Genomic DNA, 13,452 nt, shown 5'->3' on the forward strand with positions numbered 1-13,452 from the left:
GTATTCGGAATTTCAGGGCACAGACAATTGTATTTTTTCAAAAACCTGCATCCCTCGTTTATTATAGGTTGCAGGATACAGGGGCCATATTAAAAAACCCTGCAACCTGCAACGCCATAATATTTTGCCTTAATTCGGAACAGCGCTACCGTTTATGTCCCCCATTTTAAATCCTGTTATATCCTGGATGACTTCATTTGCCGTCATTTCCACTTCCACCTCGTTTAAAGTATAGTTGCCGGTAAATGTACTGATGCCTGCCGGCAGAAATTGCCAGGAAGGGACCATCATCTCTGTATCAATCCCCAGAATGAGCCTTCTGAGCAATACCATGTCAAAAACAGTAACCGTAGTGGAGCTGTTGATATCTGCCGCGTACAATAAATAGGGAGAAGTAATGGGATCTATCGCAAGAATATGTCTGACGATCAGAACCATATCAAAAGTGGAGACGCCGTTAAGTGGGGCTTCGTTTTTTTCGAAGGTGATTCGGTAGGTATCTCCCTGGTTCAACCCTGAGAAAGAGAAATGGTCTCCGGAGGTAACCGCAAGGAGGTTGTCGTTGGCGTCATACAAGTTAATGGTGGTAACCTCGACCGGATCGCTAAAAGGAGAGGTAATGCTTCCGGAAAGTGTACCCGTTTGTGCTTTTAAACCAAGGGTGCTTACGAATATTAAAAGGAAGAATAATTTATTTTTCATGGTTTGAATTTTTTTTTGTTTAAAATAGAGCCGCTAATGAAAGCGGCTCTTTCAGAGAAATTTCGCGTTTATGGGATTATATTTTTGAGATTCGTTTGATGATCACTCCTTCTTTGCTGATGATTCTGAGGAAGTAGGTTCCTGAGGTGAATTCTTTTACAGAAAGAGAATCGTCATTATTGGATCTTTTTACCAGTTCTCCATTTGCATTGTATAATTCAATCGCGGTGATCTCCAGATTTCCTGCTGAAATATAAATGCTCTGGCTGGCCGGAGTCGGGAATATACTTACCTGTTCGGCTAATTCAGGATCATTAAAATCAGTGGTGGTATCGATAAAGGAGATGGTCGGGACGGGTTGCACCAAAATTTCCTGCCCCGTCGAATTGATTATCTTAACGCCTTCTATCCCGAAGGGGACTTCAGTCAGATTGCCTCTGAATATCACATCTTTTATGGTGATTTGCATGGCTCCAATAGGTCCGTTGCCGGAAACCTCTGCTCCGTCAATCCTTGTAACAGCTACATGAAGTTTTCCGGCTTCGTAATCTTCTTTGTAAATGCCTATAAGATTCTCACCGATGGAACCCAGCCATGAATTCTCAAATCGGGCATGTACACTTCCGGGCACTACGACTTCCGGATCAAAAGTGATGGTGAATCCGATGCCATAGATACCGGTTGCAGGGAAATTTTCCTCTCCGAGAATAATATTTAATAATGTGGTCTGATCCAGGGCTACCGTGTCACTTTCCACGTAAAATGGAGCATCAATGGTCAGCGTCGTTCCGGGAGTGGGGCCCTGGGGGGCAATACCCGGGTCATTGTCCCAGTTTTCATTGGTCGATCCCCAGTTCAGGGAAATGGCCAGGGTATCCTGGGTGTTAATGGTTCCGTTACCGTCGGTATCCATATGTTTGTAGTCAACTCCTGACAGTGGCGTGGCCGGCCCCCAGTCCTGTACATAAAAAGGAGTCCAGTCGGTGCTCAAAATCCTTGCCGTTCCTTCTGCTCCATAGGCCAAGCCAATGTTGAGCAGATCGTACTGATCTACAATACCGTTGAGATCCGTATCTCCGGGCCAAAGCGGATCAAGAATGATAATTTCTCCTCCGGAAGTAGAGACGTTTAAAGGGATCGCATTGATCCCAATAAATTCAATAGGAATGGGCGAATTGGTAATCGTAACAGGTTCTATACCATTGTCTGCCACCACTTCAAAACACAGCTCGAATAATGGGGTATCTTCCGCGATGGATAAACCCGAGGTAAAGTCATTGGAGAAGTAAACAAACCTCAGCTCCCCGGATTCAGCCGCATCGGTTAATGAGCTAAAGGAAAGTGCAATGCTGGTTTCAGGTTCGAAGAGGAAGTTTTCCACTCCACTGAAGTTTAAAGCTTCCGGGTTCCAGTTCATGCTGAACTGGATAGCTCCTACATTGTAAAGATCCAGTGCGCGTATTTCCACACAGGTTATATCTCCGGGAATGGCGGTATTCGAAGTGATATAAACGGCTCCCTGGCCTGCCGGCGGATTTCCAATGGTGATGATGCCACCGCTTGTTTGTACGGTTTGTTCTTCATCCATCGTATTTATGACCTCGATATCGGTTGGGGTATCCGTAATTTCAACAGTTGCCGTTCCATTGGCATTTAAAGCCGTAAAGCACAAAGAAAAAACGGGAGTATTGTTGGCGAGTGTAACCCCTTCGAGGGGTGGATCCAGCCAACTGAAAGTGAGTTGATCGTTTTGGGGCATTCCGAAATTGTTTGCACTCAGGCCGGGAAGGTTAAAATTGGTCACTTCCTCAAAATGAAGCAGGGAAGGGTCCCAGTCAACAGTAAACTGCATGCTGATGATGTCGTTGAAATTTCCCGCTACTACGTCTATGCAGGTACTTTCGCCTTGCTGGATATTCGTTTGTTCCGGAGAAACAGACAAGTAAAGATCACTCTCAGGGTTTTCACAGTCCACTTCAGCGACAAGGGTTTCTGAACATCCCGTGGCGTCCGTTGCGGTAATCGTATAACTTACCGGCCCGGCCTCCATAGGGAAGGTTATGCTGCTTAAATTGACCTGGGCGGGATTGTTGACGGTTTCTGTAAATCCATTGCTCCATTCATAGGTGATGGGAGCCAGGCCGGTCCAGGAAATTACCGAAAGGGTGGTCGATAAGGGGAATTGGCATTGATAAGTATAAGCAAGGTTAAGGCTACCTGCCACAAAAAATTCCTTTGTCGCGCTGAGGCCGGTTTCGTTATCTGTAACCACGACGGTATAATAACCGGAGATAAGCCCCGTAACATCTTCACTGGTAGCCCCGTTGCTCCATAAAAAAGAGAAATTCTGACTGCCTCCGGTAACGGTAATGTCAATACTTCCGTCGGTTTGGTTGGTGCAATTTACATCGGTTATTGAACCGGTAATATTGGGAGGGAAACTACAGCCTACTTCCATATCACTCAGGATGAACTCAAATCCCTGTTCATCTGTGATGGTAACACTGTAAAGGATTCCGGACGGGTTGGTGATCAGCAGGGTGCTTTCGTTGACGTTGGTTGTTTCTATGGTTCCGTCACTCCAGCTAAATGTATAAGGCGGAGTCCCACCACACCATAATAAAACGTGAAGTTGGGCTTCTATGAGGCCAGGGTTGAAATAAGTGCAATCGTAGGCATAAGAGGCCAATCCGTCTTCTGCTTCCACCTGGTAGGTTTCTGTTACGGAACAGTTTCCTTCTGTAATAGTCACTGTATAGGTTCCGGCTTCCGAAACCTGAATGTCTTCTGAGGTAGCCCCGTTACTCCATTCGAAGGAGGGATTAACCCCGTTGGTTGCCAGGTTAATGCTGCCGCTTGATCCATTACATCCGACCGGGTTTACATTTGCCGAAGTAATCAGCAAGGATTCATTTTCCAGGGTGTAGGAGGCCAAAAGTGTGGCTCCTTCGGAGTCTTCAATGGTCAGGTCATAAATCCCGGCTGATAACCCTCCGATATTTCCTTCAGTAGCGGAAAAGCCATCAGGTCCTTGCCATTGGTAAGTGTAAGGAGGCATGCCCCCGACAGCAATCACGGCAATACTGCCATTTGAGTTCCCGCAAATTTCAGCAGTCAGGATAGCAGAAGTCAGCTCCAATGGACCTCCCGTGGAGGAAATAGTAATGGAGCCATTATTGAAGACGCCATTCAAAATCTGATCATTGACATCCAATATTTCGATCGCGGTGGGCGTATTTTCAAAACTTATAGGCGTAGTGACGTTTCCGGCGGTATTGGGAAAAAAGCAAAGGGAGAATATGATCTCGTCCTCCGGGAGGGTAACTCCCGAAAGAGTTGGGTCAATCCAGGAAAAGGTTATGGCTCCCTGGGAGGTAATGTTCCCAAAATTGGCCGTGCTAAGGTTCAGCGCAGAAAGATTACTGAACCCTGAAAAGGAAAGCAGGTTATCATCGTAATGCATACTGAATTGCATGCCGATAATGTTTTCAAAGTCAGCTACCGTAATGTCAACACAAACTTCATTGTTGGAATTGATCCCCACATGAGAGGCGCTGAAGGTCTGTCCGTTGCTTTTGGGTAAATGGATTAACATAGCCAGCATAAGGCTCGTCAACCAATAATATAGGGTACTTTTTTTCATGTTTAAAATAAGTTTTACAGGCTGCAGGAGTTTTCGAAAATATCCGGAATTTCCAAAAATACCTTTTAGTCTATGGAAAAATAACTTTTACGTTGCAAATGTACCGGCAGTGTGAGGGAATAAAAAATACAAAATATCAATATTCTAGAAATTAATTTATGATTTGTTGTTTGTAAAATGTTGATTATCTTTATTTTGTTGTTTTAAAATATAGATTTTATTATGGAAAAATCGAAACTTTTTTTAACCCTTTCTTCCCTTGACTTAAAGGAGCGTAAAAGGTTCAGCGAATATGTCCATTCTCCCTTTTTTAACAAGAATGAGAAAGTCCAACAGCTGTGTGAAATAATGCTAAAAGCAATGGACCAGCCGAAAAAAAAGCCGTTGTTAAAGACAAGGGTATTTAAAAAGATATTTAAAGAGGACCATTACAAGGAGATAAAACTCAATAATGTCATTTCCGATTTGTTGCAATTATTGCAGGATTTTTTAGGATTTGTCAGGTTCCGGGAAGATCGGATTTTGCAGCAAAATCTTGTGGCCCGGGAGCTGATCAGTCGGGAGCAATACCAAAATTTCAATACGGTAACCAGGCGTTACGACCAGTTGAGAGCTCAATCTGAAGTAAAAAATTATCATTTTTATTTATCAGAATATGAATATTATGAAGTGCTGGATCTTTTGTCATTAAGCGGAGATAAAAGGTCTTATAACAAGGCCTTACAATCCAAAAGCGACATGCTTGACCTGTATTATTTTGCCAATAAGCTGCGGATCGCCTGTGATATGTACAGTAGAAATATTGTCATCAATGCCGGTTATGAACCTCATTTCGTTGAAGATATGCTGGATCGTTATGAGGAAAAATTTGAATACTACGGTGATATTCTTGCCTTAAAGTTGTATTACGTCACCTTGAAAATGTTGAGAGAAGGGGAGGAGCAGCACTATTTTGGACTCAAGGATTTTTTGGAAGAAAATAACCGAATATTTCCACCCGAGGAATTGAATACGGTTTATAGTTATGCGCTGAATTATTGTGTAAGAAAGATCAATTCGGGGCAAACCCACTTTTACGCAGAAATCCTTTCTCTGTATAAAGTATTGTTGCAAAAAGAGTTATTATTCTCAAACGGTTATTTGTCGCAGTGGGATTATACCAACATCATTACATCAGCCATGCGTTTGAACGAATTCGATTGGGCCGATGAATTTATTCATCAATACAAAACATCTCTGCTCCCAGATGAACAATTTAATGTGTACACCTATAATCTAACGGCCTTGCATTTTGCCAGAAAAGACTATGACAAGGCCCTTCAATTGTTGCATGAAGTCGAATTTACGGATCCTTTTTACCATGCCGCCGCCAAGATCATTCAGTTAAAAGTATATTTTGAAATGCAGCAAACCGAAGCTTTTTTTTCCCTGGCAGAGGCCTTTAAACAATTTGTAAACCGCAACCGTCAATTTTCAGGGTATCAAAAAAAGTCGAATTTAAACTTCATCCGGGCGGCCTTATGGTTGTATAAGGATCGACTCAAAGGAGAAGTGTACAAGAATTTAGATATGAGTGAATTATATCAAACTACCCGAAGTAAGATTCAACACCTGGATCCCCTGGCAAATAAGGCCTGGCTGGATCATATTTCTGAAAATCAGGGGTGATTCAGGCAATGGTTGCAAAAAATAAATAAAAGTCTATAAATAAATGTATATTATTTCATATGTTTGTTATTAGTTGTATCGAATTAAAATGCTGAATTCCTGCCTTTTTTCGATTTCATATAAATTAAAAGCGGGTGATTCATTTTCAATCAGATAAAATTTTTAATCTTCTAATCTAAACTTTAGCACATGGGTACTAATGGACAATCTTCGTGGCTGGATTCAGAAGCCGGGCAACAGCTCGAGCAAAAGCTGGCGGCGGAAAAAACCCTGAAAGCTTTAGACCATATTCTGGATCGCATAGATACGATCGAAAAAGCCGTTGAGGGGCTTTCGATGGCTATGTCCCGGGGACCGGGTTTGGTAAGTATGGCGGCTGATGTTGTCGATGAAGGATATTCCAAAGCCGCAGCACGCGGTGTGGATATTGATCAGCGACTCAATGCTGCACTCGAAATTGCCGAAAAACTGACCGCTCCGGAAATGGTAGAAAAGCTTAGTGGTTTGTTTAAGTTTGTCGATCAGGCCCCCGGGATGATGAGCATGACAGCCGATATCGTCGATGAGGGATATCGGAATGCAACTTCCCGTGGGGTTGATATTGACAAAAGATTACAGGCCGCACTTGATTTGGCGGAAAGGCTGACCGCACCGGAAATGATCCACAAGCTCAACGGTTTATTCGATCTGGTGAACCAGGCTCCCGGCATGGTGAGTATGGTGGCCGACATCGCCGATGAGACCTATCAAAATGCCGTGAAAAAAGGCATCGATATCGACAAACGGCTTCAGGCCGCACTTGAATTGTCGGAAAGACTGACCGCTCCGGAAACGGTGGAGAAGTTCTACGGCATGCTCGAATTTGCGGATCAACTGCCGGGTATGATGGCAATGATGCTTGATACTTTTGACTCGGAAATCCGAAAGGCCGTCAATGAAGGGCTGGATCTCGATGCTTTGAAAGATTTTCTCAGCGGGCTGACCATGGCCATCTCCAAAGCCAGTGAGATGCCTCCGGCTCGCGTAGGCGGACCTTTAGGCCTGATGCGTTCCATGAAGGACGAAGACCGTCAGAAGTCTTTGAGTTTCCTCATGGATTTTGCCAAGGCTTTCGGCCAATACATGAAACACCGGGATCTGGGTTTTAGACCTTTGAAATAATTATTTTGAATCCATTTTAACAAACAAGAAAAACAATATAAATCATGGCACATCACGAAGTTGTCGTTGTAGGAGGAGGAAGCGCAGGTCTTGCTGTAGCTGCTCAACTTTTAAATCAGAAACATGCCCCTGAAGTAGCAATAATAGATCCTTCTGAAAAGCACTATTACCAACCCATCTGGACGCTGGTAGGCGGAGGGGTATTTCCCAAAGAAATTTCAGAAAGAGACCAGAAAGATTATATTCCGTTGGGAGCCACCTGGATCAAGGACAAAGTAGCTTCTTTTGATCCTGATCATAACAGTATTCAGCTTGCCGGCGGAGATAGTGTGACGTACGATTATCTCGTTGTTGCAGCAGGTATCCAGATCAATTGGGGAGCCATTCCCGGACTAAAAGAAAGTGTAGGTAAGCCGGGAACAGGCGTATGTTCCAACTATTCCTATGATACTGTCGGTAGCACCTGGGATAATATTAAAGCCATTAAATCCGGAACGGCCTTATTTACCCAACCCAACACACCTATCAAGTGTGGAGGCGCGCCGCAAAAAATTATGTACCTGGCCTGTAATCACTTTGAACGCGAAGGGATTCGTCCTAATGTTGACGTGAAATTCATGAGTGCAGCAGGAGGCATTTTCGCAGTGCCGAAATATGCGGCTGCATTGAATAAAGTGGTTGCGAATTATGGTATTGAGACCCATTACGGTCATGACCTGGTGGAAATTCGTGCCGATAAAAAAGAAGCGGATTTTGTCAAACTGGCTACCGGGGAAAAAATGACCATGAAGTATGATATGATTCACGTCACGCCTCCGCAAGGACCTCCGGATTTTATTAAAAATAGTCCTTTGGCGGCAGAAACAGGCTGGGTGAATGTAGATAAGCATACCACTCAACATGTCAAATATCCAAACGTATTTTCATTAGGAGATTGTAGCAGTCTGCCGACTTCAAAAACGGGGGCTGCCATCCGGAAACAGGCACCGACGACTACCGCCAACATCATGTCAATGATTGCCGGCAGGCCATTGTCTGCTTCTTACGACGGATATACTTCCTGTCCTTTGGTTACCGGATACGGCAAACTTATCCTCGCTGAATTCTCCGGTTATACCAATGAGCCCGAGGAGTCCTTCCCGTTCAACCAGGCAGAAGAGCGCTATAGTATGTATGCTTTGAAAGCTTACGGCTTGCCCAGAATGTACTGGCATGGGATGTTGAAAGGTAGAGAGTTCTAACGGGTAGAAAATGATTTTAAACATGAGTCATCCCGAATTTCATCTAATCAGATTAAATTCGGGATTTTTCTTTTACAAAAGAAATAAACCGCAAAACCTGCCTTCCGTCGCGGCAGCAGGCAAGGTTTAAAACAAGTAACCGCAAAATTTAGAAGTGTTTGGGTCGTGGGTTAGGTGTTTTGCGACAAAAAATGACTTTTTTCCAAAACCCAAACCTTTTGCCCACTCACTTTTACACCCGCCTTCCTGCGTCAGCAGGCAGGTTTTAAATTCCTTGTTTTACACCTGCCTTCCTGCGTCTGCAGGCAGGTTTTACATTTAAAAAATACTTCAAATAATCAAAAAATTTCTATTTCAGACAGTTTTTGAAAATTCGGGATGAACTCATGTTTTTTATAATCCCTATTCTTTTTTACCCTTGGTATTCAATCCCACCAGCGTGTACAATGGGCAGAAGTTAACCAAAGCCGTTAATGCAAATACTACGGCTACAATTGCGAGGATAATTCCAAGCGTGGAAGCAATGGCGACTTTTCCCATGAACAATACTACTGCGATGACAAGGGCAACGATTAAACGAATCATTTTGTCTGTGTTACCAACATTCTTTTTCATAATATCCTAAGGTTTTAACCCTCCGTGAATTCGAAAGGCTTATTTAATAATAAAATACTTAATGATGAATCCCAGGCCTGACATTATGCCGACGCAGAGGATACAAACCAATATTAATTTTAATACTTTGTTCATCATGGTTAATTATGCAGCATAAAAATAGGGAATAAAGAGAGGGAGTGTAGGTGACTTTTGTCACTTTGAAGTATTTTTTCTTTCAAAAAGTGACTGATGGAGTTTTACGTTGTTCCTGGATAGCGTAATTAAACCGGTTTTTTCCATTTGTTTGAGTATACGGGAGATGACTTCACGGGAGGTTGCAAGGTCCAGCGCGATTTCCTGGTGCGAGATATTTAGGCTATGGGTTTGCTGGCTTTGAGCCCTTTTTAACAAGTGTTGGATGATTCTTTCGTGCATATTGGAAAAGGCAACGCTCTCAATGGTAAGGATCATTTCATCAAAACGAAGACTGAACGTTTCAATGATAAAATGTTGCCAGCCGGGATATTTTTTGTTGAAATCATATACGACATTCACGGGAACGGTGAGCAAATGGGTTTCCTTCATCGTGATCGCCCTGACCTTACTTTTTTCCCGCCGCAACACACTGGTGAGGGTCATGGCACAGGATTGTCCTGCGGTGATGTAATAAAGAAAGACCTCCCGGCCTTTTTCGTCTATCCTGGAAACTTTGACGGAACCTTTGAGTACGAGCGGAACGGCATTGATGTAAATGTTTTCTTGGAGAATTTCCACTTCATTGGGTACCTTCATGAACTGACTGTGTTCGGCGAGTGCCTCCACCAGATCCAGTTGGTCAAAAATGGGAAAAAAGGTTCTGAGCGCGCCTATTTTTTCGAGCTTATCCATTGATGAGCTCGATCTTATTCCGGCCCAGTTTGACTTCACCTTCTTTTTCGAGTTGTTTCAGCAGCCTTGAAATGGCCTCACGGGAGGCATTGAGATCATAGGCTATTTGTTGGTGCGTTGCATTGATGACGTTAGAATCGGTGGCTTTGGCCTTTTTTTCGAGGTAGGCAATAAGACGCTGGTCCATTTTCTGAAAGGCAATGCTGTCGATGGTTTTGATCAATTGGTTCATCCTGTCGTCATAGGACATGAGGATGAAATTTTTCCAGCTGTGGTATTTTACCATCCACTGGTCCATATACCGGATGGGAATGGCAATAACCTGTGTCTTTTCCTCAGCCACGGTTCGGATTTCACTTTTTTTATTCATCATGCAACAGGTAAAGGACATTGAGCAGGTTTCTCCCGGCGCAAGGTAATACAGGAATAACTCGTTTCCTTCCTCATCTTCCCTGGACACTTTTATCGAACCCTCCAGAATCAGGGGCACAAAACGAACGTAACTCCCATAATCCATAATGACCTCATCGGCACTGAACTGCATTAATTTTCCTACGGTAGCAATTTCCTCCTGCAGACTTTTTTCCGCTATTTGAGGATATTTTTTTTGGAGGAGTTGGAGTAAGTGATGATCCATTTTTTTTAGGTGGTTGGTTAGAAGGTTACAGAATCTAATATTGAGCTTACCTTGGAGGATTGTATTTAATGTTGAGGCTAATCCATATAGAACGGGCCAGTCTGAAAATCACCACGAAAAATATGGCAAAAAAAGCTACCAGCATACCAAAAGAGGTCATGAGGCTAAAGTCAAAAACCCAGTGGAAAAGGAGCAGGAATCCAATGGAAAAGAAAGCCGTGAAAATATAAGACACAAACATTGCGCCATAATAAAACCCGGGTTCCGGTTCAAAATCCTGGTGACAAACGCGGCAGGATTTATGCATTTCGAAGGATTTTTTAAAGGAAAAGGATGTTGTTTTATACAGATCACCTTCCATACATCGTGGACACTTAAAGCCCAAAATACTGTAGGCCTTGGAGCCTTTTTTGAATAATGCCATTGAGTTTTAAAGTTGTTGGTTTGTGCTTTTAGACGGGGAAATAATTACATGTTGCATTGACAATTTTCAAGGCATTCCAGAATCAGGGAAACATCTCTTTCTTTCAGCGAATAGTACATGCTTCTGCCTTCTCTTTTTACACTGAGAATTCCCTTCAACCTCATGTTTTGCAAGTGATGCGAAGTCAGGGATTGTTCCGTATCCAACATGTCGCAAATCTCTGAGACGGAAAGCCTGGGATGCTGTTCCAGTAGGTGAATAACGCCTAGCCGCATTGGGTGCGCTACGGTCTTGAGAATGAATGCTGTACGTTCAAGCTTCTCAGCTAAATCGTTATTGATGACTTTTTTGTCTGTATTTTCCATAAGGACAAAGATATGAAAATATGTTCATGCTTCCAAGGTAATCTTTTCTCCTTTTACTGCATGAAGGGTTAGTGGTTAATTAAAATAGTATTGCAGAGTATTCTTAACAAAAAAACAACTGAAGAGTTCTTACCCTTTCAATACTTTTTTATTTTCCACGGTAATAACCGAACCTTCAGCCAACATGATGGAAACGGGTTTACTTTGATCTAAAAAACCATATTTTTTGCCATAGGTAAGTTCAAAGCTGGCATCGATTTTATAATCCTGAACCTCGTATTGCTGCCACCTCGGATGGGTGACCTCGTATTCATTGCTCTTTTTGTCATTGACAGCCGCATATCCCCAGTAATGTTCCGTAATGAATTCGGTTTCACTGCCGGATTCGATCAGGGAGGAGATTTTGGAAGCCTTCACCTCGAATTCATTCCAGCGGGATCCTGTTTTCCATCGGTAGGCGACCTCGCGGGAATGTTCATCCTCCTGCCATAGGTGGTCCATCTTCAGGGTCTGATAATTTTCTTTATAAACCGTATTGGCTACAAAGGTCAATGCAGGTTTGGGCACGATTTCTTTAATAAAAACGACCCCACGGCGCCATTCCCCTTCAGCATATCTTTTGACATAAAACCTCAGGTTGACTTCCTCGAAATTGACGTGAAAGGGAATTTTTATGCCCAGCAATTTGGTATTGAGAAACATAAAACCGACCAGGCTCAGGTAACACTTGCCTTGCCATAAATCCAGTTCGGTACCAAAAGGTACGTGATCTTTAAGGATAAGCGGATCAATTTCGTAATTCGCAATGGCCAGCTTACGCCATTCTGCTTTGAGGAAACTCATATTTTCTTGGTTAAAAGTAATTTTAAATAAACGAATTCTTTAAAACAAAAGTGCCATCCCTTTTTAAAAGAATGGCACTCCGGCATTATTTTCAAAAACTTCATTGCATCAATTCAGCAACTCATAAATTCCCGCAATGCCTTGTCCGCCACCCACACAAGCAGTGACCATACCGTATTTTTGATTGCGGCGACGCATTTCGTTGAATAGTTGCGTGGACAATTTCGCCCCGGTGCAGCCCAGCGGGTGGCCGAGTGCGATGGCGCCTCCGTTTACGTTTACAATATCGGGATTGAGTCCGGCTTCCTGGATCACAGCAAGGGATTGAGCGGCAAAGGCCTCATTCAGCTCAATTTGTTCAATGTCGTTTAAGGTTAATCCTGCATGAGCCAGGGCTTTTGGAATGGCGGCACAGGGGCCAATGCCCATATACAGCGGATCCACTCCGGCAACACTGCATGAAACCAGCCTGGCAATAGGCTGCAGGTTGAGCTGCTTGACCATTTCCTCGCTGACTACAAGCACAAATGCCGCTCCGTCAGAGGTTTGGGAGGAATTTCCTGCGGTAACAATTCCGCCTTGTGCAAATACAGGGCGTAATTTTGAAAGGGCTTCCACGGTGGTTTCCCGGCGGACGCCTTCATCCGTATCCACGGTATGTTGGGAGGTGACCTTTTTATTATCTTTCACAAAAACGTCTTCGACCGTTACGGGAACGATCTCGTCTTTAAACTTGCCTTCGTCAATGGCATTGGCTGCTTTTATATGAGAATGGTAGGAAAATTCATCGGATTGTTCCCGGGAGATGCCGTATTTCTTCCCTACGGCTTCTGCTGTAATGCCCATGCCAACCATATAATTTGGGTTCTCATTGGCTACTTTATAGGCAGGAGCCAGTTTGTAACCCGTCATCGGTATCACACTCATGTTTTCCGTTCCGCCAGCGACATAAATATGCCCCATGCCCGCACGAATCTTGGCAACGGCAATGGAAATCGTTTCCAGTCCTGAGGCACAATACCGATTCACGGTCATACCGGGAACATCCTTCCCGAAGGCACGTAACGAAATTTGGCGCCCGATCTGGAATCCTTGTTCTCCTTCCGGATTGGCACAGCCGACGATAGTATCATCGATGAGCTTGGGATCTATTTCAGGCGTGTTGGCCAATAAGTGTTTCACAACGTCAACAGCCAGGTCATCGGCACGATAGTTTCTGAAACCGCCTTTTTTCGCTTTCCCAACGGCTGATCGATATGCTTTTACAATATATGCTTCCATGA

13 protein-coding genes are annotated in these 13,452 nt (G+C 43.6%); 3 read left to right on the forward strand and 10 right to left on the reverse strand.

Going from position 1 to position 13,452, the window contains the following annotated elements; translation table 11 throughout:
- Window positions 1-129 precede the first annotated feature (129 nt).
- Window positions 130-702, reverse strand: coding sequence for a hypothetical protein (locus H6571_00420; GenBank protein MCB9322179.1), 573 nt, complete (start codon window positions 700-702; stop codon window positions 130-132).
- Window positions 703-778: 76 nt separating this feature from the next.
- A complete protein-coding gene (locus tag H6571_00425; protein MCB9322180.1) occupies window positions 779-4,345 on the reverse strand; it encodes a T9SS type A sorting domain-containing protein in 3,567 nt (1,188 codons plus the stop codon).
- A gap of 222 nt (window positions 4,346-4,567) precedes the next feature.
- Between H6571_00425 and H6571_00430 the strand changes: the two genes are divergently transcribed.
- Complete coding sequence (locus tag H6571_00430; protein ID MCB9322181.1) at window positions 4,568-6,013, forward strand: hypothetical protein; 1,446 nt, start codon at window positions 4,568-4,570, stop codon at window positions 6,011-6,013.
- Between the two features lie 521 nt (window positions 6,014-6,534).
- Here H6571_00430 and H6571_00435 read toward each other — a convergent pair.
- The gene (locus H6571_00435) at window positions 6,535-6,744 is read right to left on the reverse strand and encodes a hypothetical protein (protein MCB9322182.1); all 210 of its coding nucleotides are present in this window, start codon (window positions 6,742-6,744) and stop codon (window positions 6,535-6,537) included.
- Here H6571_00435 and H6571_00440 point away from each other — a divergent pair.
- Both H6571_00440 and H6571_00445 read left to right on the forward strand, forming a co-directional pair.
- On the forward strand, window positions 6,722-7,174 hold the full coding sequence (locus H6571_00440) for a DUF1641 domain-containing protein (protein MCB9322183.1): 453 nt from the start codon (window positions 6,722-6,724) through the stop codon (window positions 7,172-7,174). The genes H6571_00435 and H6571_00440 overlap by 23 nt on opposite strands.
- Window positions 7,175-7,215: 41 nt before the next feature.
- Window positions 7,216-8,415: an NAD(P)/FAD-dependent oxidoreductase gene (locus H6571_00445; protein MCB9322184.1), complete on the forward strand. Its 1,200-nt coding sequence runs from the start codon at window positions 7,216-7,218 to the stop codon at window positions 8,413-8,415.
- A gap of 402 nt (window positions 8,416-8,817) precedes the next feature.
- On the opposite strand, the gene H6571_00450 is transcribed toward H6571_00445, so the two are convergent.
- From H6571_00450 to H6571_00480, 7 genes are all read right to left on the reverse strand, one after another.
- Complete coding sequence (locus tag H6571_00450; GenBank protein ID MCB9322185.1) at window positions 8,818-9,030, reverse strand: DUF2892 domain-containing protein; 213 nt, start codon at window positions 9,028-9,030, stop codon at window positions 8,818-8,820.
- Between the two features lie 195 nt (window positions 9,031-9,225).
- Window positions 9,226-9,900, reverse strand: a complete 675-nt coding sequence (locus tag H6571_00455; GenBank protein ID MCB9322186.1) for a Crp/Fnr family transcriptional regulator — start codon at window positions 9,898-9,900, stop codon at window positions 9,226-9,228.
- Entirely contained in the window at window positions 9,893-10,537 is a 645-nt protein-coding gene (locus H6571_00460) for a Crp/Fnr family transcriptional regulator (protein ID MCB9322187.1), read from the reverse strand. The genes H6571_00455 and H6571_00460 overlap by 8 nt, the downstream gene beginning before the upstream one ends.
- A gap of 46 nt (window positions 10,538-10,583) precedes the next feature.
- The gene (locus H6571_00465; protein ID MCB9322188.1) at window positions 10,584-10,961 is read right to left on the reverse strand and encodes a DUF983 domain-containing protein; all 378 of its coding nucleotides are present in this window, start codon (window positions 10,959-10,961) and stop codon (window positions 10,584-10,586) included.
- A 44-nt stretch (window positions 10,962-11,005) separates the two neighbouring features.
- The gene (locus H6571_00470) at window positions 11,006-11,326 is read right to left on the reverse strand and encodes a helix-turn-helix transcriptional regulator (GenBank protein ID MCB9322189.1); all 321 of its coding nucleotides are present in this window, start codon (window positions 11,324-11,326) and stop codon (window positions 11,006-11,008) included.
- Window positions 11,327-11,455: 129 nt separating this feature from the next.
- Window positions 11,456-12,169 (reverse strand): DUF2071 domain-containing protein, encoded by a 714-nt coding sequence (locus H6571_00475; protein MCB9322190.1) that lies wholly within the window; start codon window positions 12,167-12,169, stop codon window positions 11,456-11,458.
- 108 nt (window positions 12,170-12,277) lie between these two features.
- A complete protein-coding gene (locus H6571_00480) occupies window positions 12,278-13,450 on the reverse strand; it encodes a thiolase family protein (protein MCB9322191.1) in 1,173 nt (390 codons plus the stop codon).
- Between the last annotated feature and the right edge of the window lie 2 nt (window positions 13,451-13,452).

This window comes from Lewinellaceae bacterium, from assembly GCA_020636105.1.
GTDB lineage: Bacteria > Bacteroidota > Bacteroidia > Chitinophagales > Saprospiraceae > BCD1.

Bases quoted from the DNA above. Each gene is read 5' to 3' on its own strand.
- H6571_00420 (MCB9322179.1), bottom strand. From the start codon at position 702: ATGAAAAATAAATTATTCTTCCTTTTAATATTCGTAAGCACCCTTGGT.
- H6571_00425 (MCB9322180.1), bottom strand. From the start codon at position 4,345: ATGAAAAAAAGTACCCTATATTATTGGTTGACGAGCCTTATGCTGGCT.
- H6571_00430 (MCB9322181.1), top strand. From the start codon at position 4,568: ATGGAAAAATCGAAACTTTTTTTAACCCTTTCTTCCCTTGACTTAAAG.
- H6571_00440 (MCB9322183.1), top strand. From the start codon at position 6,722: ATGGTGAGTATGGTGGCCGACATCGCCGATGAGACCTATCAAAATGCC.
- H6571_00435 (MCB9322182.1), bottom strand. From the start codon at position 6,744: ATGTCGGCCACCATACTCACCATGCCGGGAGCCTGGTTCACCAGATCG.
- H6571_00450 (MCB9322185.1), bottom strand. From the start codon at position 9,030: ATGAAAAAGAATGTTGGTAACACAGACAAAATGATTCGTTTAATCGTT.
- H6571_00455 (MCB9322186.1), bottom strand. From the start codon at position 9,900: ATGGATAAGCTCGAAAAAATAGGCGCGCTCAGAACCTTTTTTCCCATT.
- H6571_00460 (MCB9322187.1), bottom strand. From the start codon at position 10,537: ATGGATCATCACTTACTCCAACTCCTCCAAAAAAAATATCCTCAAATA.
- H6571_00465 (MCB9322188.1), bottom strand. From the start codon at position 10,961: ATGGCATTATTCAAAAAAGGCTCCAAGGCCTACAGTATTTTGGGCTTT.
- H6571_00470 (MCB9322189.1), bottom strand. From the start codon at position 11,326: ATGGAAAATACAGACAAAAAAGTCATCAATAACGATTTAGCTGAGAAG.
- H6571_00475 (MCB9322190.1), bottom strand. From the start codon at position 12,169: ATGAGTTTCCTCAAAGCAGAATGGCGTAAGCTGGCCATTGCGAATTAC.
- H6571_00480 (MCB9322191.1), bottom strand. From the start codon at position 13,450: ATGGAAGCATATATTGTAAAAGCATATCGATCAGCCGTTGGGAAAGCG.